Source organism: Afipia clevelandensis ATCC 49720, assembly GCF_000336555.1.
Classification (GTDB): Bacteria; Pseudomonadota; Alphaproteobacteria; order Rhizobiales; family Xanthobacteraceae; genus Afipia; species Afipia clevelandensis.
Genome location: NZ_KB375281.1, coordinates 994,227 through 1,017,700 on the forward strand (window position 1 = coordinate 994,227; position 23,474 = coordinate 1,017,700).

The 23,474-nt window shown below is 59.6% G+C and carries 27 protein-coding genes and 1 tRNA gene; 20 read left to right on the forward strand and 8 right to left on the reverse strand.

Features of this window, described 5'->3' with window-relative positions:
* The 8 genes from HMPREF9696_RS04560 to HMPREF9696_RS04595 all read left to right on the forward strand — a co-directional run.
* The coding region (locus HMPREF9696_RS04560) for a VCBS domain-containing protein (protein WP_040301159.1) at positions 1-2,064 on the forward strand (2,064 nt) is incomplete at its 5' end.
* 142 nt (positions 2,065-2,206) lie between these two features.
* Entirely contained in the window at positions 2,207-3,970 is a 1,764-nt protein-coding gene (locus HMPREF9696_RS04565) for a type I secretion system permease/ATPase (protein WP_002711783.1), read from the forward strand.
* Positions 3,971-4,035: 65 nt separating this feature from the next.
* Positions 4,036-5,364, forward strand: coding sequence for an HlyD family type I secretion periplasmic adaptor subunit (locus HMPREF9696_RS04570; RefSeq protein ID WP_430642315.1), 1,329 nt, complete (start codon positions 4,036-4,038; stop codon positions 5,362-5,364).
* Positions 5,365-5,382: 18 nt separating this feature from the next.
* Positions 5,383-7,635: a CHASE2 domain-containing protein gene (locus HMPREF9696_RS04575; protein WP_002711785.1), complete on the forward strand. Its 2,253-nt coding sequence runs from the start codon at positions 5,383-5,385 to the stop codon at positions 7,633-7,635.
* A 133-nt stretch (positions 7,636-7,768) separates the two neighbouring features.
* Positions 7,769-8,599, forward strand: a complete 831-nt coding sequence (locus HMPREF9696_RS04580; RefSeq protein ID WP_002711786.1) for an MBL fold metallo-hydrolase — start codon at positions 7,769-7,771, stop codon at positions 8,597-8,599.
* A 163-nt stretch (positions 8,600-8,762) separates the two neighbouring features.
* A complete protein-coding gene (locus HMPREF9696_RS04585) occupies positions 8,763-9,407 on the forward strand; it encodes a Crp/Fnr family transcriptional regulator (RefSeq protein ID WP_002711787.1) in 645 nt (214 codons plus the stop codon).
* Positions 9,404-10,306: a DUF6537 domain-containing protein gene (locus tag HMPREF9696_RS04590; RefSeq protein ID WP_002711788.1), complete on the forward strand. Its 903-nt coding sequence runs from the start codon at positions 9,404-9,406 to the stop codon at positions 10,304-10,306. The genes HMPREF9696_RS04585 and HMPREF9696_RS04590 overlap by 4 nt, the downstream gene beginning before the upstream one ends.
* 114 nt (positions 10,307-10,420) lie before the next feature.
* Positions 10,421-10,921, forward strand: a complete 501-nt coding sequence (locus HMPREF9696_RS04595) for a hypothetical protein (RefSeq protein WP_002711789.1) — start codon at positions 10,421-10,423, stop codon at positions 10,919-10,921.
* 56 nt (positions 10,922-10,977) lie between these two features.
* Here the strand turns inward: HMPREF9696_RS04595 and HMPREF9696_RS21775 are convergent, their stop codons facing one another.
* Positions 10,978-11,193, reverse strand: coding sequence for a hypothetical protein (locus HMPREF9696_RS21775; RefSeq protein WP_040301163.1), 216 nt, complete (start codon positions 11,191-11,193; stop codon positions 10,978-10,980).
* Positions 11,194-11,343: 150 nt separating this feature from the next.
* On the opposite strand from HMPREF9696_RS21775, the gene HMPREF9696_RS21175 reads away from it, so the two are divergent.
* A complete protein-coding gene (locus HMPREF9696_RS21175; RefSeq protein WP_002711791.1) occupies positions 11,344-11,610 on the forward strand; it encodes a DUF3551 domain-containing protein in 267 nt (88 codons plus the stop codon).
* A gap of 38 nt (positions 11,611-11,648) precedes the next feature.
* Here HMPREF9696_RS21175 and HMPREF9696_RS04605 read toward each other — a convergent pair.
* From HMPREF9696_RS04605 to HMPREF9696_RS04615, 3 genes are all read right to left on the reverse strand, one after another.
* A tRNA-OTHER gene (locus HMPREF9696_RS04605) sits at positions 11,649-11,736 on the reverse strand.
* 16 nt (positions 11,737-11,752) lie between these two features.
* A complete protein-coding gene (locus HMPREF9696_RS04610) occupies positions 11,753-12,019 on the reverse strand; it encodes a PilZ domain-containing protein (RefSeq protein WP_002711792.1) in 267 nt (88 codons plus the stop codon).
* A gap of 158 nt (positions 12,020-12,177) precedes the next feature.
* Entirely contained in the window at positions 12,178-13,053 is an 876-nt protein-coding gene (locus HMPREF9696_RS04615; protein WP_002711793.1) for a phosphotransferase, read from the reverse strand.
* A gap of 231 nt (positions 13,054-13,284) precedes the next feature.
* Between HMPREF9696_RS04615 and HMPREF9696_RS04620 the strand changes: the two genes are divergently transcribed.
* Positions 13,285-13,500, forward strand: a complete 216-nt coding sequence (locus HMPREF9696_RS04620) for a hypothetical protein (RefSeq protein ID WP_245259200.1) — start codon at positions 13,285-13,287, stop codon at positions 13,498-13,500.
* 20 nt (positions 13,501-13,520) lie between these two features.
* Here HMPREF9696_RS04620 and HMPREF9696_RS04625 read toward each other — a convergent pair whose 3' ends face one another.
* A complete protein-coding gene (locus HMPREF9696_RS04625) occupies positions 13,521-13,754 on the reverse strand; it encodes a hypothetical protein (protein ID WP_002711795.1) in 234 nt (77 codons plus the stop codon).
* Between the two features lie 237 nt (positions 13,755-13,991).
* Here HMPREF9696_RS04625 and HMPREF9696_RS04630 point away from each other — a divergent pair, with 237 nt between their 5' ends.
* From HMPREF9696_RS04630 to HMPREF9696_RS04650, 6 genes are all read left to right on the forward strand, one after another.
* The gene (locus tag HMPREF9696_RS04630) at positions 13,992-14,414 is read left to right on the forward strand and encodes a DUF5413 family protein (protein ID WP_002711796.1); all 423 of its coding nucleotides are present in this window, start codon (positions 13,992-13,994) and stop codon (positions 14,412-14,414) included.
* A 158-nt stretch (positions 14,415-14,572) separates the two neighbouring features.
* Positions 14,573-14,758 (forward strand): hypothetical protein, encoded by a 186-nt coding sequence (locus tag HMPREF9696_RS04635; RefSeq protein ID WP_245259201.1) that lies wholly within the window; start codon positions 14,573-14,575, stop codon positions 14,756-14,758.
* 219 nt (positions 14,759-14,977) lie between these two features.
* A complete protein-coding gene (locus HMPREF9696_RS04640) occupies positions 14,978-16,324 on the forward strand; it encodes a tyrosine-type recombinase/integrase (protein WP_002711798.1) in 1,347 nt (448 codons plus the stop codon).
* The gene (locus HMPREF9696_RS04645; protein WP_002711799.1) at positions 16,321-16,866 is read left to right on the forward strand and encodes a hypothetical protein; all 546 of its coding nucleotides are present in this window, start codon (positions 16,321-16,323) and stop codon (positions 16,864-16,866) included. The genes HMPREF9696_RS04640 and HMPREF9696_RS04645 overlap by 4 nt, the downstream gene beginning before the upstream one ends.
* A 99-nt stretch (positions 16,867-16,965) precedes the next feature.
* Complete coding sequence (locus HMPREF9696_RS21180) at positions 16,966-17,172, forward strand: helix-turn-helix transcriptional regulator (RefSeq protein ID WP_081602434.1); 207 nt, start codon at positions 16,966-16,968, stop codon at positions 17,170-17,172.
* On the forward strand, positions 17,165-17,689 hold the full coding sequence (locus HMPREF9696_RS04650; RefSeq protein ID WP_002711800.1) for a hypothetical protein: 525 nt from the start codon (positions 17,165-17,167) through the stop codon (positions 17,687-17,689). Before HMPREF9696_RS21180 ends, HMPREF9696_RS04650 begins: the two co-directional genes overlap by 8 nt.
* Here the strand turns inward: HMPREF9696_RS04650 and HMPREF9696_RS04655 are convergent.
* Both HMPREF9696_RS04655 and HMPREF9696_RS21185 read right to left on the reverse strand, forming a co-directional pair.
* The gene (locus tag HMPREF9696_RS04655; protein WP_002711801.1) at positions 17,677-17,907 is read right to left on the reverse strand and encodes a hypothetical protein; all 231 of its coding nucleotides are present in this window, start codon (positions 17,905-17,907) and stop codon (positions 17,677-17,679) included. The genes HMPREF9696_RS04650 and HMPREF9696_RS04655 overlap by 13 nt on opposite strands.
* Positions 17,904-18,116: a hypothetical protein gene (locus tag HMPREF9696_RS21185; RefSeq protein ID WP_002711802.1), complete on the reverse strand. Its 213-nt coding sequence runs from the start codon at positions 18,114-18,116 to the stop codon at positions 17,904-17,906. Before HMPREF9696_RS21185 ends, HMPREF9696_RS04655 begins: the two co-directional genes overlap by 4 nt.
* Positions 18,117-18,749: 633 nt before the next feature.
* Here HMPREF9696_RS21185 and HMPREF9696_RS04660 point away from each other — a divergent pair.
* The 3 genes from HMPREF9696_RS04660 to HMPREF9696_RS04670 are packed head-to-tail and all read left to right on the forward strand — an operon-like array spanning position 18,750 to position 21,510.
* A complete protein-coding gene (locus tag HMPREF9696_RS04660; protein ID WP_002711803.1) occupies positions 18,750-20,300 on the forward strand; it encodes a hypothetical protein in 1,551 nt (516 codons plus the stop codon).
* A complete protein-coding gene (locus HMPREF9696_RS04665) occupies positions 20,297-20,695 on the forward strand; it encodes a hypothetical protein (RefSeq protein ID WP_002711804.1) in 399 nt (132 codons plus the stop codon). The genes HMPREF9696_RS04660 and HMPREF9696_RS04665 overlap by 4 nt, the downstream gene beginning before the upstream one ends.
* Positions 20,696-20,727: 32 nt before the next feature.
* On the forward strand, positions 20,728-21,510 hold the full coding sequence (locus HMPREF9696_RS04670) for a hypothetical protein (RefSeq protein ID WP_245259202.1): 783 nt from the start codon (positions 20,728-20,730) through the stop codon (positions 21,508-21,510).
* Positions 21,511-21,764: 254 nt separating this feature from the next.
* Here the strand turns inward: HMPREF9696_RS04670 and HMPREF9696_RS21560 are convergent, their stop codons facing one another.
* Positions 21,765-22,073 (reverse strand): hypothetical protein, encoded by a 309-nt coding sequence (locus HMPREF9696_RS21560; protein WP_002711806.1) that lies wholly within the window; start codon positions 22,071-22,073, stop codon positions 21,765-21,767.
* Between the two features lie 471 nt (positions 22,074-22,544).
* Here HMPREF9696_RS21560 and HMPREF9696_RS04675 point away from each other — a divergent pair, with 471 nt between their 5' ends.
* Complete coding sequence (locus HMPREF9696_RS04675) at positions 22,545-23,330, forward strand: hypothetical protein (RefSeq protein ID WP_040301168.1); 786 nt, start codon at positions 22,545-22,547, stop codon at positions 23,328-23,330.
* The last annotated feature ends 144 nt before the right edge of the window (positions 23,331-23,474 follow it).

The window sequence follows — 23,474 nt, forward strand, 5'->3', positions numbered from 1 at the left end:
GTGACCTATACCATCACGGTGAAGGATGACAGCGGCACGGCGACCGATACATCCGCCACGCAGACCGTGACCGTGGTCATCACCGGCACCAACGATGCGCCCGTGGTGAGTGGGGCGGTGACCGACATCAACGCGGTGGAAGATGGCAGCGTCAGCGTGCTGGACGCGCTGGCCAATGCCTCCGACGTTGACAATGGCGCTGTCCTGTCCGTTGTCGATGTGCCGGGCACGCTGCCTGCCGGCGTGACCTATGATGCCGTCCATCACACCTTCACGCTCGATCCGGGCAATGCCGCCTATCAGCATCTTGCGGATGGGCACACCACCGTCGTGACCGTGAACTATGGCGTGACGGATGGCGTGGTCACTACACCCACGGCGGCCTCCGTGTCATGGACCATCACAGGCACCAATGACGCGCCGACCGTGAGCGGAGCGGCAACGAGCACGGTTGCGGAGGACGCGAGCGCCAGCACGCTCAATGCGCTGGCCAATGCGTCAGATCTGGACGACGGAGCGGTGCTGACCGTCGTTAACGTGCCCGGGACGCTTCCGGCGGGTGTGACCTATGACGCCGTAAATCACACGTTCACACTCGACCCGGCAGACCCGGCCTATCAGCATCTTGGTGTCGGGCAATCCACCGTTGTTACGGTGAACTATGGCGTGACGGATGGCGTGGTGCCAACGCCTACAGCAGCCTCCGTGTCGTGGACGATTACTGGAACCAACGACGATCCGACAGTCACGGCACCGCTGACGATCTCGACGACGGAAGGCGATGCGCCCGTTGTCAGGGATCTGCTCTTGGGCGCCTCGGATGTTGACACCGGAGACACGCTTTCGATCGAAAACATCACTTATTCGATCGACGGTGGCTCATCCACGACCGTCACGCCCGACGGGATCACCTTCCCGGACGTACATACGCTCAATATTGATGCCGCGGGCATCCATCATATTCCCGCAGGCGAGACCGAAATCATCGTGGTCAGCTACGATATTGTCGATGGCAACGGGGGAGTTGTCGCGCAAACGGAGACGATTACCGTCACCGGCACGAACGACCGGCCGGTTCTGGCGGCCGGCATGAATCTCACAACCATCACGGAAGATCAGACCTCGAATCTCGGCCAGTCGGTGAGTTCGTTCGCGACCGGCATTTCCGATCCCGACGACAACGCGCTCAGGGGCGTGGCGATTACCGGATATTCAAGTCAGAACGGCCACTGGGAATACTCCATCGACCATGGATCAAACTGGACCGCCTTCGGGAGCTACTCGTCGGGTAACGGCCTGCTTTTGGCGAGCGATGACAAGGTGCGCTTCGTTCCGAACGGCGAGAACGGTGGAACCGATACGCTGACCTACGTAGCGTGGGACCAGACCTCGGGGACCCACGGCCAGGCTGTCAACACCATGTTCCCCGGGCACACGGCCGCGTTTTCCGAGGACAGTCAAATCGCGTCGCTGACAGTCACGAGCATCAATGATGCCCCGCACATCGACACCAGCAACGTCCAGATTACGGACAGCGGTGGCGGCGCCATCATTTCGGGTGCGATGATTGTTGATCCGGACGCAGCCGATGGCCTTATGATCAACCTGCTGCCGGATTCCGGCACGGTCAGCGGTACGCTGGATTCCATGACGTATACGCCGCCAGGTACACCGCCCGAGGTCGGCCAGATCAAAACCACGGTGACCGATATTGCCGGTGCAAGCGACACGGTGAACTTCATCTTCAACGTATCCGGAACCGGATCGGTGACAATGCAGGGAACGTCCGACAAGGACGTCTTTTTCGCGACCAGCCACCAGGACACGTTCGTGTTTGCCCCCGGCTCAAATCAGGACGTGATCGCGAACGGATTCCAGAGCGGAATCGACAAGATTGATTTGCAGGCCTTTTCGGCCATCGACGCCACGGCGCTGACGGATCTGCTGGCCGATGCCGACCACATCGGCAGCGATACGCTGCTTCACCTCAACGGCAATACCGACACCGTGCTCCTGAAGGGCGTGACGGCATTGAACGCCAGCGATTTCATCCTGCACGCCTGAGGTCCGGGAGGGCCGGAAACATTAACTTCAACTGCGTTTCCGGCTGCACCGGCGGCCCGCGTCATGGCATGATGGGCCCGCCGGGCGGCCGATCATGATCCGCAAATTGTTGCCCTGACGGCCGCCGGCAAACCAGGTATCCATGCAGCCCGCCAGGACAGCCAGTCACGCGCCTTCGCCCCGGTCCGAACTGGGGACGGCGCTGCGCGCCTGCCGCAGCGCCTTTGTCGGCGTTGGCGTGATGAGCTGCGTCATCAACATTCTGTACCTGACCGGCTCGTTCTTCATGCTCGAGATCTACGACCGGGTGCTGCCCAGCCGCAGCATCCCGACACTCGTCGGTTTGATCGTGCTGGCGGGCGGTCTCTATCTGGTCCAGGGCATTCTCGATCTCATTCGCGGACGCATTCTGATCCGGATCGGTTCGACGCTGGACGAAATGCTCAGTCGCCGCGTTTATGACGTCGTGGTGCGGTTGCCGTTGTTTGCCGGAAACCGCAGCGAAGGGCTGCAGCCGCTGCGCGATCTCGACAATGTGCGCTCGTTCCTCTCGGGAATGGGGCCGGGCGCGTTGTTCGACCTGCCGTGGCTGCCGCTCTATCTTGCCATCTGCTTTGCTTTCCATCCGCTGATCGGCGTGACGGCGCTCGTCGGCGCGGTGCTCCTGGTCGCCCTGACCATCCTGACCGAATACCTGACCCATGAGCCGATGAAGCGCTCGACGGCGCTGGCGATGCGGCGTCAGGATTTGGCGCTGGCCAGCCGCCGCAACGCCGAAGTGCTGGCCGCCATGGGCATGGCGGGCCGCGTGGGCAAGCGCTGGGACGAGTCCAACCGTGATTATCTTGCGACCAACCAGCGCGCCAGCGACGTGGCGGGCGGCCTTGGCGCCATCGCCAAGGTGATGCGGATGATGCTGCAGTCCGCCGTGCTCGGCGTGGGCGCTTATCTCGTGATCAACCAGCAGGCGACCGCGGGCATCATTATCGCAGGCTCCATCCTCAGCGCCCGTGCATTGGCGCCGGTCGATCTCGCGATTGCGCACTGGAAGGGCTTTGTCGCCGCCCGGCAGAGCTGGCACCGCCTCAACCGGCTGCTGGGCATGCTGCCGGAACAGCAGGCTCCGACGCTGCTTGAGCCGCCGGTCGGCAAATTGTCCGTGGAAAGCCTCGGGATCAGCCCGCCGGGTGAGCAGAAGGTCGTGGCGCAGGATGTCACTTTCGCGCTGGAAGCCGGGCAGGGCGTTGGCGTGATCGGCCCCAGCGGCTCGGGCAAGTCGTCGCTGGTCCGCGCGCTGGTTGGCGTCTGGCGGCCTGTGCGCGGCAATGTCCGTCTGGACGGCGCATCGCTCGATCAATGGTCGCCGGAAATTCTCGGTCGCCACATCGGCTACCTGCCGCAGGATGTCGAACTGTTCGCCGGCACCATCGCCCAGAACATTGCCCGCTTTGAGGAGAATGCCTCGCCGGACAGTATCATCGCGGCTGCACGCGAAGCGCGCGTCCATGACCTCATCATCGGGATGAAGGACGGATACGATACCCAGATCGGCGATCAGGGCAGCGTGCTTTCCGCCGGGCAGGCGCAACGCATCGCGCTTGCGCGGGCGCTTTATGGCAATCCGTTTCTGGTGGTGCTGGACGAACCCAACTCCAATCTCGACAGCGAAGGCGACGCGGCGCTGAACAAGGCCATCCTTGGCGTGCGCGCGCGAGGCGGTGTCGTTGTGGTCGTGGCGCATCGCCCGATCGGTATCGAGAGTGTCGATCTTATTCTGGTGATGAAGGACGGTCGCGTTCAGGCGTTTGGACCTAAGGAAACGGTGCTCGGCCAGGTGCTGCAACGCCCGGCCGCCGCACCGCCCGCCATCAAGATCGTGTCCGACAAGGGAGGAGCGCCGTCGTGAAAAAACCGACCCTCGCCGGAACGGAAGGCAGCATTCGCGGCGTCCTGAATGCGCTGTTCTCACCACTGGAGCGAATTTCGATTTTCAAAAGTTTGGACAAGCCGGGATCGCGCCGCTCGATCCGGTTTCATCTGATCGTCGGGCTCGTCGTTGTCACGCTGCTCACCTGCGGTATCGGCGGCTGGGCCTCGACCGCGCAAATCTCCGGCGCGTTGATCGCGCCGGGCTCCATCGTCGTCGATTCCAACGTCAAGAAGGTACAGCACCCCACCGGCGGCGTGGTCGGCGAGGTGAGGGCGCGCGACGGCGACCGCGTCAAGGCAGGCGACATTGTCGTCCGTCTCGACGATACGGTGACGAAGGCCAGCCTTGCGATTGTCACCAAGGGGTTGAACGGCTTGCTGGCGCGTCGCGCGCGGCTGCTCGCCGAACAGGAAGGCCTGGACCGCATCACGTTCCCGCCGGAACTGATGGACTATTTTTCCGATCCCGAAGTGCGGTCCCTGATCGGCAACGAGATCAAGCTGTTTCAGGTACGCTCCTCCGGCCGCGTCAATCAGAAGGCGCAGCTCAAGGAGCGTATCGCCCAGCTCAGGGAGGAGATCGGCGGCCTTGAAGCGCAGGAGAACGCGAAATCGCGTGAAATCGAGCTGATCCAGAAAGAACTGGTCGGCGTGCGCGACCTCTACGCCAAGAACCTCGTGCAGATTTCACGCCTGACGGTTCTGGAGCGCGATGCGGCGCGGCTCGACGGCGATCGCGCGCAGTTCATCGCCCAGAAGGCGCAGGCCAAGGGCAAGATCACGGAAATCGAGTTGCAGATCATTCAGATCGACAAGGACCTCTCCAGCGAAGTCTCGAAAGAGATGCGTGAGATCAACGACAAGATCGGCGAGTTCGTCGAGCGCAAGGTCACGGCGGAAGACCAACTCCGCCGCATCGACATCCGCGCGCCGCAGGATGGCATGGTGCTGCAATCGACCGTCCATACCGTGGGCGGCGTGATCACAGCGGGCGATACGATCATGCTGATCGTGCCGGAATCCGATAACCTTTCCGTCGAAGCCAAGGTCAATCCGCAGGATATCGACCAGTTGCGGATCGGGCAGAAGACGCTGCTGCGGCTCTCGGCGTTCAACCAGCGCACCACGCCGGAACTGAATGGCATCATCACCCGTATCTCGCCCGACACCACGGTGGATCAGCGGACAGGTCAGAGCTACTACACCATCAGGGTCTCGCTGCCGCCGGAAGAGGTGGCGCGGCTCGGCGAGGTCAAGCTGATCCCCGGCATGCCGGTCGAGGCCTTCGTGCAAACCGGCGAACGCACCATGATTTCCTATCTGGCGAAACCCCTGAGCGACCAGCTCATGCGGGCGTTCCGCGAGAAGTGACGGGTACCGGTTAACAGCATGGTGCATGCGATCCTGAAGTCAGTGGTCCGCTTTCTTGCGCGCCTTCGTCATTACGCGCGAAAATTCGGATATGCGCGCCTGCTGTGTCTTGTGCTCCTCGGGGGGATGATTGCGCTTCGGGTCGCGGACCCGTTCCCGCTGGAAGAATTGCGGGTGCGGACATTTGATGCCTATCAAATCCTCCATCCGCGCAAGATCACGCAGCGGCCCGTTGTCATTATTGATATCGACGAAAAGAGTCTCGCGAAGTTCGGTCAGTGGCCATGGCCACGCACGCGCGTGGCCGATCTTGTCCAGCGCCTGACCGACCTCGGGGCCGCCGCGATTGCATTCGATATCGTGTTTGCCGAGCAGGACCGGCTGTCGCCGGCCATCGCAGCCGACACCTTCCGCGATCTGGACGAGATCAGCAGGACGAGGCTGCGCGAGCTACCCAGCAACGATCAGGTCTTCGCGGACGTGCTGCGGAAGTCACCCGTGGTTCTCGGTGAATCCGGTTTGCCGAAGTTTGTAAAGCAGCCGGACCTGAAACTGCCGTTGACCGGGCTTGCCACCCTTGGCGGCGATCCAAGACCGTTCCTGCTGCAATTCCCCGGCCTGCTGCGGAATATCCCGATCCTTGAGGAGGCGGCGCCGGGGCGCGGACTGTTCACCATCCGCACCGAACGTGACGGCATCGTCCGCCGCGTCCCGATGATCATGCAGGCACAGGGTGAACTGATGCCGTCGCTGACATTCGAGATGCTGCGCATCGTCACCAAGTCCGACACCATCCTCATCAAGTCGGACGAAGCGGGGGTGAAAAGCGTGGCGGTGCCGGGATTCGAAATTCCGACCGACCGCAACGGACAGCTCTGGGTGCATTTCGCCAAGCACGATGCCGCCCGGTATATTTCGGCGGCCGATGTGCTCGAAGGCAAGGTCACCGCCGAGCAGATTTCGCGCAAGCTGATGCTGATCGGCACCTCCGCTGTCGGATTGCTCGACGTCAAGACCACGCCTCTCGATCCGGTGATGCCGGGCGTGGAAGTGCATGCGCAGGTGCTGGAAGCCGCGCTGACCCGCTCGGTGCTGTCGCAACCGAACTACGCGGTCGGCGCGGAAATCATCGCCGCGATCCTGTTCGGGATTGCCATCATCTGGCTCGCGCCGATCCTGAGCGCGATCATGCTGCTGCTATTCGGCGGCGTTATTGTCGCCATCATGGTGGCGGCGTCCTGGTATTTCTTCATCGAACATCGCCTGCTGATCGACTTCACATTTCCGCTGATCGCGAGCACGTCGATCTATCTGGTGCTGGTGTTCAGCAGCTACTTCCGTGAACAGGCACAGCGCCGCCGCATTCGTTCAGCCTTCGGTCAATATCTCTCACCGGCGCTGGTGGAGCAGTTGGCGCAGTCGCCCGAAAAGCTGGTGCTGGGCGGCGAGGAGCGGAACATGACCATCATGTTCAGCGACGTGCGTGGTTTCACCACGATCTCGGAATCGTTCAAGAGCGATCCGCAGGGGCTGACATCGCTGATGAACCGGTTCCTGACCCCGCTGACCAATGCCATCCTCGACCGCAAGGGAACGATCGACAAGTACATGGGCGACGCCATCATGGCGTTCTGGAATGCACCGATCACCGATGACGTGCATCAGATCAACGCCTGCAACGCGGCGCTCGATATGATCGACCGTATCGAGGCGCTGAATGTCGAGCGTGAACGGGAGGCGAAGGAAACCGGCAAGCCGTTTATTCCCATGAAGGTGGGGATCGGTCTCAACACCGGCACATGTGTGGTGGGCAACATGGGATCGAATTTGCGGTTCGATTATTCCGTGCTGGGCGATGCCGTAAACCTCGCATCGCGGCTCGAGGGACAATCGAAATCCTACGGCGTTCCGATCATTGCCGGATCGGCGACCGCGCTCGCGGCGAAGGACAAGTTCGCCATTCTCGAAATTGATTTCATCACCGTGAAGGGCAAGAAGGAGCCGGAAGTGATCTATGCAGTTGTCGGCCGCGAAGACGTCGCACAGTCTGGCCGCTTCCAGCGCATCCGAAATCTGTGCATCGAAATGCTGGCATGTTACCGTGGCCGGGACTGGGATGGCGCTCTCGCTGCAATTGCGAAGAGCCGCATCGCGGATGAGGCCGGAGATTTCGGTACCCTGTACGACCTTTACGCCGACCGAATCGAAACGTTCCGGAAATCGCCGCCACCTGACGACTGGAATGGTGTCGTTGCGCTGACCACCAAATGAACCGGGGAAACGTGGCCGCTATCGTTCACATCGCCGTCTGGCAAGGCATTTTTTTGATGGTTGCTGGACGGTATGATGTTGGTGAGGATGACCGGCGCATGCCATCCTTGCGAAAGATTCATTGAGTTTTTTCATGCCGGCCACGATGTCTGTGCGGTTCTGGGGGGTTCGCGGGAGCATTCCATGCCCTGGTCCGAATACCGTACGCTATGGCGGCAATACATCATGCGTCGAAGTCAGGTGTGGTGACCATCGTCTTGTCTTCGATGCCGGGTCGGGACTTCGGGCGCTGGGTCTCGCACTCGCGGACGAAGAGCAGGCGACCGACATCGATTTATTTTTGAGCCACTGCCACATCGACCACCTGATCGGCTTGCCGTTTTTCGTGCCCGCCTTCGTCAAGGGTAACCGGCTGCGGCTCTGGGCCGGAAATCTCAAGGCTGCCGGTGGCGTTCAGGAAACAGTACGGAAGCTGATGAGCTATCCGCTGTTTCCGATCGAGATCGAAGCTGCGCAGGGCAAGATCGAATTCAACGACTTTGAACCGGGCGCCGTTCTGATGCCCCGTCCGGGCATCAAGGTCATGACCACGCCGCTCAATCATCCCGGCGGCGCAACCGGATACCGCGTGGAGTATGGCGGTCGCGCCATGGCCTACATTACCGATACCGAGCTGAACGCGGATGAAATAGATCCGGCGCTGCTTGAGCTTGCCCGTGATGCGTCGATTGTCATTATTGACACGACCTATACCGACGAAGAATTGCCGGAGCATGTGGGCTGGGGGCATTCGAGCTGGCAACAGGCGGTCCGTCTGGCCAATGAGGCGGGCGTCGGCAAGCTGTTTCTCTTCCACCACGACCCTGAACACGACGACGATGAAATGGATCGCATCGCCGCGGCGGCAGCGAGAGCGCGGCCCGGAACTGTGGTCGCGAAGGAAGGATTTTCGATCAATATCTAATGCGGCCAAAGCGCATGTTTTCAGCGCAATTTGCCGCAGCCGCGGATTATCTCAGACAGATTTGACGACCGATTGACGCTCTCCCGCCAGAACCGTTGTTGTTCAGGGAGGCGCCGAACGGCATAATACTTGCCGGATAGTCTTTAGCTTCAGGTTGATTCCGATGGATATGTCAGGTCTCGTTTCCGGAGCCGGCGGCTTTATTGCGTCAGCGTTCGTGGTTGCGGGATACACAATGCGGACGATGATCCCGTTGCGTATCTTCGGCATCATCACCAACGTGCTGCTGATCGGATTCTCGCTCGTCCACCACCACTATCCGGTGATGGTGCTGCACATGATCCTGTTGCCGCTGAATGTCTACCGCCTGCGGGAAATGCTGCAACTGGTGGCCGAGGTCAAGCGCTCGGTGAACAGCGACCTGTCGATGGCCTGGCTCAAACCGTTCATGACCGAGCGCAAATGCACGACCGGCGAGGTGCTGTTCTACAAGCACGAGCAGGCCGAGGAAATGTACTACATTGTCAGCGGGCGTTACCGGCTGGTCGAATCCGGAATCGAGCTTCCCGCCGGCGCGCTTGTCGGCGAACTCGGCATGCTGTCGCCGTCGAACAAGCGGACCCAGACACTCGAATGCCTCGAAGGCGGACTGGTTCTCAGCGTGACCTATGCCAAGGTGCAGGAGCTGTACGTTCAGAATCCGGAATTCGGATTCTACTTCCTGCGTCTGGTCAGCGCGCGGCTGTTTCAGAATCTCGGACGTCTTGAGACCCAGCTTGCTGAAAGTATTGCTCAGGCCTCGTCATGAAAATACGGGTCAAGGTGCCGCCGTCGCCGTTCCGGCTGCTCAAGGAACGCTACTTCGGCGAAGAGACGCGAAACCCGCGAGTGGCGCGCGCGGCGCTCGCCAAACTATCGTTACGCCTCCCGGCGGAGGTCGTGCCCATTGTCACCGAGGCGGTGCATTCCCTGATCGACTATCAGGACCCGGACTACGCGCTGGCTTATCTGGACCGGATCGGACGCTATATCGGGCCGGTCGGGATCACCGTTCCCAACCTTCCGGAACTGGCGCAACTCTTGTCGGACCGGATGCATTTCGAGGACCCAATCCGCGTTGCGCAGATCAAGCTGCTGGAGGCCGGCGGCGTTAATGCTGAGCCTGACGAGCATTCCATCGACCGGGTCGAGCGATTTCGCTGGGACGAAGTGATTCCTATGCTGCCTCCCAAGGCTGCGGCGCCCGCACTGGACCTGTTCCAGCGTCTGCGCCTTGCCCGGCTGACCCGCAGATCGGTCACGCTCCGCTTCAGCAGCAGAAGCCGGTTCGCGCTGCGCAAGCTGAAGTGGACCGCCGCGTTGCGAATCACGCGGCCGTTCTCGGAGCGCTTCAAGAAGGAGAGGGTATGGGTCGAGCGGTGGCTGCACATGGTGGACCGCAGTCTGGTCAAGCATCCGGAGGCCACGGTCGCGATCATCCGGACCGGCGGTCTCATCAAAGGACATGGCGACGTTTATCAGAGCGGTCTTGCGGAATGGAATGTGATTATTGATCGCCTTGTGAAACCGGCTTGCGATGGCGATCTGCCGCTTGCGGGGCTGGGGGACGCCATCAACGAAGCCCGCAAGGCGGCCGGCAGCGATCATGACCAGGGCCGCCTGCAGATCGCGGTGGAGCAGTTGAGGGCGCAAGCCCTGGCGCATTGATGCAATACCTGCTGGCAATGGCCTCTCGGACAAAATTACACTAATGTCGAATCCGGATATGCGACGCCGACGGAAATTTCGCCGTGTGGCGGGGTATGCAACAGGGGGAATTTGATGATCAAGTTTCGCGTTCTTTTGTCGGCGCTCTTGCCGGTACTTGCGCTGACCGCATTCGCCGGCGTCCGAGACGCCAGTGCGGCCGACGACATCATCAAACTCAGCAATAATCAGCGGATTGCCTGCGGCCGCGGTCTCAACGCGGGCAAGCTGCAGAATATCACCTGCAAGTCCTACGCCTATATTTTCAACACGAAGACGTCGGATTTCTACCGGTGTCAGGTCAGCGTTGGCGTGACCCGTGACAACAAGGAAGTGCTCAAGGTCGACACCGACGGGTCCTGCAAGCTGAAGGGACGCATCTTCCCGTCAGATTCGAACTACGCTTTCGATGCGACGGAAACCGAACCGCCGAACACGAATTCGTTCTTCGGGTCCGGCGGCACTGCGATCTGGGTTTCCGACAGCACCAAACTGAGCGCCAAGGGCTGCATCATTCTCGGCGTTGGCGTCGGTCCGGATGTCATGAAGTGCGTCGATATGACGTTCGACAAATAAGTCCGAGCTGCCGCGATTTTTGGCGCGATCGCGGCAACAGGGGTTTGCTGCGGACGTTACCGTTTCAGGAAAATAGCGACGACAACGAGCGCGACAACGATCGCGATCCCGATGGCCCAGGTCGTGAGCCGGACATCGCTCCCGTGTTCGCGCGCAGCTTCGTTTTCGGCAATTTTCAGACTGCGTTCGCGGTTGTCCTGCTCGGGCTGGTTCACTGTTTTTCCTGACTTCGGTGAGAGGGACAGGCTAACGGTCGGCCAGTCGATCCGCAAAGAACAATTTCGGGGAAATCCGGTTCCGGACGCCAGCGTGAATGGCGGGACGAGGTTCGCCAAACCGTGATCGGGCGAAGCCAATTCCGGCTTGAGGGATGACGGGCCCTCATGTCACATGCCGTCCGAGCAAGAATCGAGGATCACGTCATGTACGTACGTTGCGGCCTGCTGGCACTCGCGGGCTTTTTCCTGGCTGGGCAGGCGCCGGCACGGGCGGCGGACTATCCCTATTGCATGACCTATGTGGAGGGATGGGCAGGGGCTATCGAACGGTGTGATTTCTCGACGATGGCGCAATGTCAGGCCAGCACCGGCGGGCTGAACGGGACGTGCGCACCAAACTGGCGGCTGGCCTATTCGCGCGGTGGCTCGCCCGATCCGGTCCCGCCGGTCAACAGACGTATCCAGCGCTGACGTCCGGAGCGGCCAGCCAGATCGGCTGGCCCTGATCATGGCGGAGAGGGGAAGGATTCGAACCTCCGACACGGTTGCCCGTGTACCGCACGCGGGCGGTGCCTTAAGCCACTCAGCCACCTCTCCGTATTCGCATGGCGCGTCAGGTGCGCCCGGTAAACTCCACACCGATAATCTTGTCCTTGCGCCAGACCAGCCGGCAATGGGTGACCTTCCGCACATCGCCCGTCAGCGCCAGGCGAAGTTTGCTTCCGGCCGGGATTGCATCGAGGAGCTCAAGGCGGGCGCCGCCCGATGACAGATCGAGGACCGTGCAATTGCGTTTGGCAAACCCGCCGTCGAGCAGCATCCATGCGTCGTGCCGCGTGGTGTGACGCGGCTTGCGGGATTCTCGTTTGAACACGGCCATGACGATCGCTCCTTTGACTGGGCGTATTCGTAGCGGGGGGAAGTTTCAGAAAATTTGAATCAAAGCGCGAATGACCCGGTGACCGCTTAATGACTTGTTAACCACGCCTTGCCGCTTCCACGGCATCCGGGTCTTGCAACAGTTAGCAAAATTCGGCTTCACGCGACGTGTGGCCGTTCTGCTCGCAGCCGCACGTCGAGGCGTTCGATCATCCCGGCGAGACAGGGCTCCATGGCCGGATCGAAAAACCCTGACTGCACGCCCTGCATCACCTGATCTGCCGCATAGGCGCGAGCGACCAGACCGGAAAATTTCGCGAAGTCCTGCGCGAACACGCGCTCAAGCCGGATGACAAGACTCTCATGCCGGCACGCGAATGCAATCATCCGCCCGATGTCATAGCCGACAGGCGCGTAACCGTGCCATTCCCAGTCTAGTATGGACAGGCCGGGTGCCGTCACATTGCCCCAGTTCAGGTCGTTGTGAGAAAGGCACCACGCATCCTGCGGGAATTCGTATCGAATACCGTGTCGTTCAAGCAGCCAGTCCTCGAGCGTTTTTTGTTTGAGAAATGTTCCGGTCGAAGCGTGACTGCCCAGCGCGAGCAAGGCTTTCTTCAGATCGTCAAACCACGAGTCGGGTAGTTGGATGGCGGCTGCGCCTGCCCATGGACCTCGTTCGACCGCCGGATCCGTGAGCGTTATCAGCCTCGCGGTGAGATATGACCCGTCAACGATCCAATCACATTGCCCGACAAGCGACGGCTTGCAGATGCCCGTCAGTTCATCGGCCCTGATTTCCGTTGCCCTGTTCGGGTTATCAATCCGCGTGACGGCAAAAACCTTCAGCCAAAATCGCGCACCGTCCTTAGCGGCGACGGCAGCGCCCAATGCCTTGCCCCAGTAGCCTCTGTCGATGCCGGAAACCGGAACAACGCCCAGTCTGTCGCAGGCATCCCTGAAATGCGCGTCAAGGTTGTCCGTGCAAAAACCGAGCGAGTGAAGACTCTCGCGATTGACCGGCCGCCAGGACAATCCATCCCTCCAATAGAAATAAAATATGATCTTGATACTATGAGAGTAATTTCCCACTTGGGAACGCTTTTGCACGGGACAGAATGCGAGATTTCGTCGCTCCCGGAACCGCTCCCCGCCTGATATGTTGAGGTAGCGGAGGAGTCTCCGGTGACTGGCAGCCATTTCGACAGCACCGCAAAGGCGGAGCGGCATGAACGCTCACGGATGATCCGTGACGTGGTAATCTTCATGACCGTCGCCGTCTGCCTGATGATCGGCGGCTTTGCCTTGATGCGGGCGTTCAAGACCGATGAACCGGAGCGGGTTTCGATGGCGTGCGCCCTGAAATTGTACAGCACCTATAACCCGAAGAACTTCGATCAATGCGTCGCCGTTTGCATGGCTTGCAACGCAGGCGTTAAAACCACGTGCTCCACCTCGTGCAGGCTTCGCGGCGCGCAATAAGTCAATCTGCAACGAGACCGTCAGGAGCCTACGGCGATCTTGAGGTCCGTTGCTCCGGGAGCGTGCTGTTCAGCCCGGTCGGGCGGGCAGGGCCGGATTGTGTAGCCATTATCGAGGATTCGCTTCGGCGCGTGTTCGTCATCCGTCACAACGTCGACCACCAGTTCGTTCTCGGCAGCATGTTTCCAGACGTCGGCCTCGGTCGGATAGGCCTTGCTGATCTTGGCATCCTCGCAAAACAGGGCGTAGGCCATCGCTATCTCCGGCAAAAAGCCCCACCCGGTGTCCGAGGGCACCGAGCGAGGCTTTCCAGTATCCAAAATCTTAGGATCATCTCCTCCGATAACCCGCCGGCTGGCTATTCGTTCCGGCCGTGAGCGGCGTATAGTGCCATCATCAACCGGAGCCAGCGGGGCGATTGCGCTTGAACGGTTCTCGAATTCAAATAGCGGTAGAGGGATGCACCGCGCAGTGAACCGAGGCAGGAGACCATGAAGCGATACATGATTTTCGCAGCGATCGGGCCGCTGGTCGCCGGGTTTTTCCTCCTCATTCTCGGCGCGCCGGCCGGATATTGGGATGGCGCCAACGTTTTGCGGAAGCTGTTCAAGGTGATGGCTGTGACAGTGCCGTATAATTACCTGTTCGGATTTATCCCGGCGCTGATGATGGGCGCCGTGGACGATATCCTGTACCATGTCCGGAAGATCGGTCCGGTTCTCCGTATGCTGCTGACGGGGCTTGTCGCCTTCGCTGCGACGGCCGTCCTGTATGGAACGCTGGGCAGCGAAACCGGCCTTGTGCATTATCTGCTGTACGGACTGGTCGGATTTATTCCTGCTACCATTTCATCGTGGCTGGCGCACAAGTTCGACAAACCCGCCGCCATCAATCCGAATGCGGTGCGCGCCTGACGCTTGCCGGCCGCATGAGTGATGCGATGCACGTCCATCGATCGCACCCGATGAGCCGCGACGTCAAATCTTGACCGAATCGTAACAAACGGCTGCTCTCCTGAGGTGCAAGGAGAGCGTGCGTGCTCAAGTATTTTGAGAATGTTCGTCTGGTCCGAATGGCCGACGGCAAGACCTGGAAGCTCATTCGCGACCTGGGCTTGGTCAAGGGCGGCAAAGGGCTTCGGTGCCACGAGCCGATTGCCACATTCCAGCTTCGTCTGAAGCTGGTAACGATCCATATGCCGCTCTCAGACATTCTCTCGATGCTGACATTGAATTCGGCGCGGGGCTCCGCAGCCTGATCCTTCAGACGCATGAGCGCCGTTTTTTCGGGGCAATCCGACGTTGGCGGAAGGGGTGGCCGTTACGGGCAAGACCGAGCGCGTTTGCCCTCGTCCGATTGAGCCAGTCAACCGATTGACTACAAACGATTTTTCATCGCAGCTTGGACCAAGCATGACCGACCGCGTGCGAAATGCCCGCATGAGTCTACGCATGAGTCCAACAGTCGATGTTCAGCCATGGCGCGCCTCATTGAGAAACTTGACGCACACGCCCTCGAAGAACTGACCGAACCCGGCCGCTACGGCGACGGTGACGGCCTATGGCTTCAGGTTTCAAAGCGGGGAAACAAAAGCTGGTTGTTCGTCTACTCGTTCGACGGGAAGCGAAATCGCGCGATGGGGCTAGGCTCCTTTCGTACCGTCTCCCTGAAGAAGGCTCGGGCCAAAGCCAAAGCCTGCCGGGATATGGTCGCGGACAAAATTGACCCGCTTCAGGCAAAACGCGATGCGCGTGACGCGCGGATAGCCAGACGGTCTCTGGAACGACTCGAAGCTGCCAAGCCGCCTGAACCGACCTTCGGCCAGTGTGCCTCCATGTACATCGAAGCTAAGAAGCCGGGCTGGACCAACGCCAAGCACATCGCCCAGTGGCATTCGACGTTTAACGAGACGCGCCGGGGTAGGATAGTGTTCCCAGCCGTCACGGCAGACCTTAACAGCCTTCCCGTGAGCAAGGTGGATACGGAAGCGGTATTCGATTGCCTCAACAAGATCTGGGCGACCAAGACCGAAACCGCGAAAAGGGCGCGCGGGCGCATTGAGAAGGTCATGGATTGGGCCAAGATAAAAACGAAGTACGTCACCGGCGACAATCCGGCTCGCTGGACGGGGCACCTCTCAGTGCTGTTAGCGCAGCCGAGTGACGTGACCGAAGTCGAAAACCATCCGTCCATGCCATTCGATCAGCTTCCGGCTTTTCTTGAACGGCTGCGCCAGCGACCGGGTATCAGTGCGCGTGCGCTTGAGTTCCTGATTTTGACCGCCACTCGTACCGGCGCGGTCATTTACGCGACTTGGCCCGAAATCGACTTTGACAATCGCCTCTGGACGATACCTTACGGCCGCAAGGGCGCTAAAATCCGCGCGAAGAATAACAAGCAAGGCAAGACCGTGCCGCTCACGGCACAAGCCATCGCGCTTCTCAAGGCTTTGCCGCGAGAGGACGGCAACCCGTACGTTTTTATTGGTAGCGAAGAAGGCCAAAACCTCAGCAACATGGCGATGCTGGAATTGCTTCGCGAGATGTTGCCCAGCGGCGACGGTGTAACCTCGCAATATGTCACCCATGGATTTCGAGCGACGTTCAAGGATTGGGCGCTCGATCAGGGCAAGTACCCGAGCTACGTCAGCGAATTCGCCTTGTGGCATTCCGTGAAGAACAAGGTCGAAGCTTCTTACGTGCGCAACAGCGCGCCAACGCCTCGCGCGCTCATGATGGCCGATTGGGCCAACTATTGTGCGCGGTTGCCTGTCGAGCGTGATACCAACGTAACGTCGCTGCAAATTGAGAGAGAAGTCGCATGAAGCTGGACAATGCGAGGTCAGTCTACCTCATGCTCCAAGATGCTTACGTGCGCGGCGATACCTCCGAACTCTCGGCGTTTGTCGAAGGCGGCGGTGAGATACCACGCTTTGCGCTGGCCGAACTTCTCTCGCGTGTGAAGCTTCCGAAAAAAAGTGGCGGGCAATCCGGCCTTCGGCTCAAAGGTGAACCGCATGAAAAAAATGCACAGCGGGCAAAGTTGTGTGCCGCTTACATCGTTCGGACTTCCGCTGACTACTACCGGGACGCACTTGGCAAGCGGGCGACGCCAAGAAGTGTTTTGGAAAAGATAGAGCAAGCGGCTCTTCTATCGGTCAATGATGCGTTCGGTACGAAGCTCTCCGCATCAAGCATCATCGGTAAAGCGGCCATTGAAACGCGCAAACGGCACGGTTTGCATGAACGGCCCGTTCACGATGAAATTGTCCTGCTCGTACATGACACCAAGAAAAACAAGATGCACGCAGCGCTCATGGATATACTGAACACGCTCGACGAAAAGTATCTGACCCCACGCTGGTAGATACTTTTACGCGGGGTAGGTCGCGCGGATAGTCCGGGTACGTTCAACCTAGGCCGGGTCTATCCAATGTCTGCCGAGCAAGAAAGCTTTCCAACATACATGCGGCTCCGCGCCGTTATCGAGGTTACTGGCTTATCGAAGACGTCCATCTACGATTTAATCAACGAAGGCTCATTTCCCCGTCAGTTTGCACTGAGCGAGAACCGTTCGGGTTGGCGAAAATCTGAAATCGCGGATTGGTGCCGAAATCGGAAGCCAAAAAGCCGAAAGCGTCGACGCATCGCTCGGAGAGCGCGGAATGATTGAGCGCGTGAACCGCCAGTCGCGCACTCGCCTCTCAAACGGCAAGCAGCTATTCCTAGAGTCTTCCGTGGACGGGCGCACGCTCATTGCGCGTCGTTTCCGCGAAGTGCTTGCGTCCATTGTTTCGGATTTAGGCGGCGCGGATGCCATGAGCGAAGCCGAGATGGTACTGGCACGTCGCGCCGTCACGCTGGTGGTGACATGCGAGACTTACGAGTCGAAACTTGCCGAAACCGGCAAGTTGGACTCCGACGCGTATCTTCCTTGCGTGAATGCCTTGGGGAAACTGCTGAACGCCCTCGGGCTGAAGCGCAGGTCCAAGCATGTCGGTCCTTCACCACTAGAAGGCTATCATGCCGCCAACGTCAACCGCCGCGACCCTGACGTCGCTGATGTTGGGCCTGAGTGTGACGAACCCCAGCTAGCGCGCCGGATCAATGAAGCCATTGCTGCCGTGGCCAATGGCTCGGAGTCACGGCCCCGGCGCATCGTCCGGGCGACAAGCTCTCAGGGGCGATAAAATCCGTCCCCCTGCGCTTCGTTCTTGCTGCGGTTGATTGAGAACTGCTGCTTGCGCGGGAATGGCATCCCTAGCTGACGCGCTTTCTGTTTCACCGCCGCAGTCGTGCGCTTGAAGATCACGGACATCCGGTGAGGCGACACGCCTTCGGCTCGCAGCGCTTTGAACCTCTCGTTGTCCGCATCGGACCACGTCCGGTTGGTAACGTGAGTTCTCATGCGTCGTTGTCACCCGCCAAGTTACGAAGGTCGTCCGGTGGCTTGAGGCCGGGAGAGGAAATCCAGCGGTCCATTTCGGAAGCTGTGCGAAGCTGGCGCGCCTTTTTTAGAAGCGCATCGCGGGCGCGTCCGACCGGGAGCGTTTCCGCCTCTCGTTCTAAGGCTTCGGCTTGCTGTAGCCAGCTTTGAGTAATCGTCTTACGAGGCATACGGTGCTCCGCATTTCAGGGCGAGAGCAACGACTCTGATCTTCATTGATGCCAAGCCGCGCGGTGGTCAACGCGAGCCTGCGCGGAATGAGACTCCTCCGCGAGGAAATAATCTTTCTTTTTTGATGCAACCAAATGCGATGTTCCCGAATTGCCGGGCGGGTCGGGAATTATCGCAAATGAAGCCAATCAGTTATCTACTCAATCGCGCAAAGGGCTGGTTGCGGCCTGCAAATTTGCAACCCAGCGTCCCGCCAGCCGAAGACCTTAGTTGCTGACCTTGCTCGCCTTCTCGGTGATAGCCCGAGGCCGCCTCTGCCGGGTGAGCGGCAGGACAACCCTCCATAGGTAACGACTATGAGAGGCAACTTTTAGATGCAGCTTTTCCCCCGACCCCAGCGTTTGGGGTTTCACCGAGTCGAGCCATGCCCCGTCACGGGCCAGAAACGGCCCGACAGCGCGTTTTCGAGCCTTAGCCGGGCCGACCTAGCCGCCCCGCTCGTAAGGCCTCCCAGAGGCCTCGACAGCGAAAAATCGTCTAAAACCAATCCCTTAAGACTTGCGAACCGTTCGCAATTATGAGTCTTTGGCCGCTCACGCCCCTTAGTCAGGGGTTCGGAGAGCGTGGCCGCCATGGCCGGGATGAACCGATACCAACGCCAGACTCAGCGACCTGCCACCGCAGCGGCCCCGCTGACGTTGCTCGATGCCATCGCTGACGACGCGCTGTTTGCTCCATGGTTCTCGCGCAACCCCGCGGGCTGGACGGCATGGTTCGCGTTCCTGAAGGCGCTGTTCGGTCTCGCGATGTCGCCCGAGCAGGCGCGTATCTTCCGCGAATGCACCGGCAGGACCGAACTCCCTTCGTCAGTCGCTCGCGAAATCTTCCTCATATGCGGCAGACGGTCAGGCAAATCATTCGTGCTGGCGCTGATTGCCGTCTGGCTCGCGTGCTTTCACTCGTACCGCCAATACCTGGCCCCCGGTGAGCGCGGCACCATCTTCATCGTTGCCAGTGACCGCCGCCAAGCACGGACAATCTTGCGCTACATCACAGCACTGCTTACCGGCGTTCCCGCGCTCAGCCGGTTGGTGACCCGTACTTGGGCCGAAGGCTTCGACCTTTCCACCAGCATCAGCATTGAAGTCGGTACAGCCTCGCATCGCTCGTTGCGCGGATACGCAATTGTCGCCTGCCTCATGGACGAAGCCGCGTTCATGACGAACGACGAGGATGCCGCCAGCACCGACTCCGAAATCATCACCGCCGTTAAGCCGGGTATGGCGCAGTTTCCCAACAGCATGTTGCTGGTTGCATCTTCGCCCTACGCGAAACGCGGCGCGCTCTATGAGGCGCATCGGGAACACCACGGCAAGAACGGCGACAGCGTCCTCGTTTGGCAAGCGCCGACGCGCACAATGAACCCCACGATCGACCAGTCCATCATTGACGAAGCTATAGCGAAAGACCCGGCATCGGCTGCCGCCGAATGGCTGGGCCAGTTTCGCAACGACATTGAGAGCTTCATTTCTCGCGAGGCCGTCGAAGCCTGCATCAGCGAAGGCATCCGCGAACGCGCGCCCGAGCAAGGCATCGCCTACTCAGCGTTCATCGACCCGGCTGGCGGCTCAGGCAAAGATAGTTTCACGCTGGCGATTGCTCACAAGGACAAGAAAACCGGCATGGGCGTGCTGGACTGTATCCGAGAAGTGAAGCCGCCGTTCAGCCCCGAACAAGTCGCGCAGGATTTTGCGGCTACGCTCAAGAGCTACGGCATCACCAAGGCGCTGTCCGATAAATTCGCGGGCGCATTTCCTGTTGAAGCATTCAAGCGCAACGGCATCACGCTCGAACAGTCTGCCAAACCGAAATCAGATCTGTACCGCGATTTCCTTCCGCTGCTGAATTCAAAGCGCGTCGATTTGCTCGATCACCCGCGACTCGTCACCCAGCTTTCGTCTCTGGAACGCCGCACCGCGCGTAGCGGTAAGGACAGCATCGATCACGCGCCCAGCGCGCACGACGACGTCGCTAACGTGGTCGCAGGCGCGCTCACCAACATTCAGGTGAAGAAATACGCCTATGACGTCAGCATGAACTGGGTATCAGACGGCGAGGATGATGCTCGCCTGTTCCAGCGAATGCAACGCAACTTCTACATGACAGGAGGACGACGAATATGAAACGCAAAGCCAAAATCTACGATGCGAACGGAAACTTCCTGAGATACGCGGAAGGCAACGATGTCCTGAAGGACGGAGAAGTTCTGCGCTCGGATTTCACGATGCTTGATGGCCTCGACGCCATGCAGCGCCTCGTCGTTCGGGACAGCGTGACACCCGCAGCACCGAGGCATGCGCCCGGTTACGTTTACGATGCCGATCAGGCGGGTCGTGCAGAACGCTTCTTTGCAAACAAACAGCGTCTTGCTGACGCATGGAAGGATGCGCCATCGGCTGGGCCTGAGGGGACCAAGCCGCAGGCCGCACCGCAGCCGCAGGTCACACAGGATGCGGACGCGGCATACGCGCGCCGCAATGCGTGGCTTGAGCAGGCATACCTCACGGCAGGTGCGTGATGGTGGGCCTTACACAGAAAGCGCTGGCGCGCGTGCTTGAGTTGAAGCACGCGCGTGACGATGCCGTTGTGCTGGTTGACAGCACGGTGGCTCGCATTTCGGAGCTTCGCCGCTTGCTTCCGCACAATCGGCCGGACGCGGCTTCAATCGAATTCGAGATTTCGCGTCTGCAAGGACACCTGATGGACCATAAGCAGCACGCCGATGCCTTGGTTCAGCTTCTCGCGCAGGTCGGTGCCTTTCAGGAAACCTTGAAGCATGATGTGGTCGACGCGAAGCATGTGAGGGTTCGGCTGGACAGGGGCGAAACGATCCTGTCCGCGATTGCGGACGCGCGCAAACGTATTGCGGACATCGACGCTGAATTGCGGAAGGTACGTCACGCTTCACCGACTCGCGAAGAACAGAAGGCCGCATGCGACGCGTGGCTAGATAATCTTCCCCGCGATGCGCGGCCTCGGATCAATGCGAGCAATCACGGCAAGTTCAGTGTCGCGTTCAGCGATCCAGCATCATACACGACGAAATTGCCCATCGCTGCAATTCTGAACTTCGTTATTCCGGATCAATTCCGCGAAAGTTTGCACGCGGAAATCGACAGGCAGCCCGAGCCAGCGCTCGTTATGTCAGCGGAGGATAAAGCGAAAGCGATTGCTGAGCTTCGTGCCGAACTTCTGGCGCAAGAAAGGCGCGAGGTCGAACTGCAGCGCATGGCCGAACGCGAGGGTCAGAGGATTGTCTATCGTCCCTTCGTCAGCGCGTTCGCCCTTTTGGGCTTGGAATTGAAGGACAAGGACGTGGCGAAAGCTGCGTAATCGAATTCGCCGGATACGCTCTGGTCTCCGGCGAATGACCAGCGAGGTCCAACATTACCTAGGCTGGCGGGGCGTCAGTCGTGAGTGGCCCTTCATAGAAACGAACCGCGACAGCTTGTGGCTCTGTCTACTTTCCAGAGCGCGACAACGGAATGCTGGGGATGCGCTTCTCCCTAGAGTCTGAGGCTGGTCACCAGCGGCGCGGCAGACAATCGACCGGCGTAGGTCCTGCCCCCAATGCCTGCGCCGGTCTTTTATTTGAGCAGCCCAGCCTCGCGCATGATGCGCACGGAATGTCTAAACTCGGTCATAATGCTGCTGACCGTTGTCCGCGATACCGTGACCTCGAAGCGCCGCAGCCGATGCATGATGTCGTCCAAACTCATGTCAGCGCTTGCTGCAAGCATCCGCTTAACTTCCGATTTCAATGAAGGAAGGCCCTCAGGCTGCGGACGATGGCGCGGTGCGCGCTCTAACTTCTGTATCGGCTTGCGCGTACGCCGGATCGCTCGCGTAGGCCTTCCGCGATAATAGGACCAATCGTGATCGTCCTTAGCGCCCATGCGTCCTATCCTCGCGATCCGGCATGCCGGAATTGGTTGTCCGTTGTAGTTGCATACGCAAAGCCACGCATCCTTTGTTAGAACCGTTTTCACAACGCTGAGCGCAGGCTACAATAGTTCGCTGACGACGCGAACAGCGCTTGCGCAATTCTAGGCGAAAACTCAACACAGCGCCTTTTGTCGCCCGACAAATGGCCTTCAGCAGGCCGACCGAACCGCCAATTCCCGCTGGCGTGCCGGAATGGACTCCCGAGAGGGAGTGACAGGGAGAACGCTTTAGTCAGCGTTTTGGGGGCAAGTATGTTGCGGGCTGCAGAACCGACAAAACGACGCGTCCGGCATTGCACCGGCCTAAGCCGGTATGTCGCTTGGCTCAGCGCCTACATCGATACTCTTCACGTTTTTATTTCCGGGCCGCCTCAAGCGGGCGACCGTCAAAATCTTCAACTGATTTACGGTCGGCGTGTCCGCATGGATATGACGCGCCGATGGAACGCGATGACCTATCGCTATGACATCATAGGCTTCGTAGTGAAGGTTCAGTGCCCGCAACGAGAGATGCTTGAATTGCTGGGCCTATGGCAACGAGAACGCGGGGGCACTCTGCGCCGGTTAGACCTTTCATTTGATTGGACGTCCGACCGTTTGACGTTTGCCCAGCTAACCGATTGGATCAGACAACATCTCATTATGCGTAATCGCGCCGCCGGGATAATGAACACCTTTGAGAACGGTAGCGTGTACTACGTTCCGAACGCGCACACCTCAGAACGCTCGCTGGATAATCTTCTTTATTTCGACCGCGTGTCGAAACGCGACTGGAGTGGCCCGCCGGTGCATAAAAACGAGCTTCGCGGGCTTGGGGCTGAAAACATCGAACGGATTTACGGTATCGCTTTTGCAGACGAAATCCCCGCTATCAACCCGGCTGCGGTTTTCCGCGGTTGCTTCGATGTTTCGCAGACTTTCGTTAGCAGTAAAGTTGCTAAGGCGGTTCAGGCCGCCATTCGCAAAACTTTGCGGGCCGAACATCAACGTCACATGACACAGAATACAAAGCCGTCTGCCCGGCGAGAGCGTTATCGGGCGATGCTGGCAAAACGTGCGACACGCATCTGGGCCAATCGAGACCTTGAATACGTTCAGCGCGTGAAAGACATCTTCCCTCGGCTGCTTATTCCCTCAAACGAGGAAATCAGGCTGCCGAACCGATTGTCGTGGGACGCTACGGGGAGGAGGGCCCAGCGCCATGTTTAACCCCACAGAAGTCACCACTTTTGAGAAAATAACCTAGTAATTTCAATACTCCATATCCAGCCCCACCACGCCCAGACCATCGCATTTCCAGCCTTTTCCATGGCTGCACCGGCTGAAATCAATTCCTTGATAATGGGGATTTTG

What these genes read in the sequence shown, in the direction of transcription:
- HMPREF9696_RS04580 (WP_002711786.1), top strand. Translation starts at nt 7,769, where the DNA reads ATGCCGGCCACGATGTCTGTGCGGTTCTGGGGGGTTCGCGGGAGCATT.
- HMPREF9696_RS21175 (WP_002711791.1), top strand. Translation starts at nt 11,344, where the DNA reads ATGTACGTACGTTGCGGCCTGCTGGCACTCGCGGGCTTTTTCCTGGCT.
- HMPREF9696_RS04665 (WP_002711804.1), top strand. Translation starts at nt 20,297, where the DNA reads ATGAAACGCAAAGCCAAAATCTACGATGCGAACGGAAACTTCCTGAGA.
- HMPREF9696_RS04635 (WP_245259201.1), top strand. Translation starts at nt 14,573, where the DNA reads ATGGCCGACGGCAAGACCTGGAAGCTCATTCGCGACCTGGGCTTGGTC.
- HMPREF9696_RS04625 (WP_002711795.1), bottom strand. Translation starts at nt 13,754, where the DNA reads ATGGCCTACGCCCTGTTTTGCGAGGATGCCAAGATCAGCAAGGCCTAT.
- HMPREF9696_RS04595 (WP_002711789.1), top strand. Translation starts at nt 10,421, where the DNA reads ATGATCAAGTTTCGCGTTCTTTTGTCGGCGCTCTTGCCGGTACTTGCG.
- HMPREF9696_RS04590 (WP_002711788.1), top strand. Translation starts at nt 9,404, where the DNA reads ATGAAAATACGGGTCAAGGTGCCGCCGTCGCCGTTCCGGCTGCTCAAG.
- HMPREF9696_RS04675 (WP_040301168.1), top strand. Translation starts at nt 22,545, where the DNA reads ATGGATATGACGCGCCGATGGAACGCGATGACCTATCGCTATGACATC.
- HMPREF9696_RS04655 (WP_002711801.1), bottom strand. Translation starts at nt 17,907, where the DNA reads ATGAGAACTCACGTTACCAACCGGACGTGGTCCGATGCGGACAACGAG.
- HMPREF9696_RS21185 (WP_002711802.1), bottom strand. Translation starts at nt 18,116, where the DNA reads ATGCCTCGTAAGACGATTACTCAAAGCTGGCTACAGCAAGCCGAAGCC.
- HMPREF9696_RS04585 (WP_002711787.1), top strand. Translation starts at nt 8,763, where the DNA reads ATGGATATGTCAGGTCTCGTTTCCGGAGCCGGCGGCTTTATTGCGTCA.
- HMPREF9696_RS04575 (WP_002711785.1), top strand. Translation starts at nt 5,383, where the DNA reads ATGGTGCATGCGATCCTGAAGTCAGTGGTCCGCTTTCTTGCGCGCCTT.
- HMPREF9696_RS04645 (WP_002711799.1), top strand. Translation starts at nt 16,321, where the DNA reads ATGAAGCTGGACAATGCGAGGTCAGTCTACCTCATGCTCCAAGATGCT.
- HMPREF9696_RS04650 (WP_002711800.1), top strand. Translation starts at nt 17,165, where the DNA reads ATGATTGAGCGCGTGAACCGCCAGTCGCGCACTCGCCTCTCAAACGGC.
- HMPREF9696_RS04620 (WP_245259200.1), top strand. Translation starts at nt 13,285, where the DNA reads ATGACCGTCGCCGTCTGCCTGATGATCGGCGGCTTTGCCTTGATGCGG.
- HMPREF9696_RS04630 (WP_002711796.1), top strand. Translation starts at nt 13,992, where the DNA reads ATGAAGCGATACATGATTTTCGCAGCGATCGGGCCGCTGGTCGCCGGG.
- HMPREF9696_RS21560 (WP_002711806.1), bottom strand. Translation starts at nt 22,073, where the DNA reads ATGGGCGCTAAGGACGATCACGATTGGTCCTATTATCGCGGAAGGCCT.
- HMPREF9696_RS21180 (WP_081602434.1), top strand. Translation starts at nt 16,966, where the DNA reads ATGCGGCTCCGCGCCGTTATCGAGGTTACTGGCTTATCGAAGACGTCC.
- HMPREF9696_RS04660 (WP_002711803.1), top strand. Translation starts at nt 18,750, where the DNA reads ATGGCCGGGATGAACCGATACCAACGCCAGACTCAGCGACCTGCCACC.
- HMPREF9696_RS04610 (WP_002711792.1), bottom strand. Translation starts at nt 12,019, where the DNA reads ATGGCCGTGTTCAAACGAGAATCCCGCAAGCCGCGTCACACCACGCGG.
- HMPREF9696_RS04640 (WP_002711798.1), top strand. Translation starts at nt 14,978, where the DNA reads ATGGCGCGCCTCATTGAGAAACTTGACGCACACGCCCTCGAAGAACTG.
- HMPREF9696_RS04565 (WP_002711783.1), top strand. Translation starts at nt 2,207, where the DNA reads ATGCAGCCCGCCAGGACAGCCAGTCACGCGCCTTCGCCCCGGTCCGAA.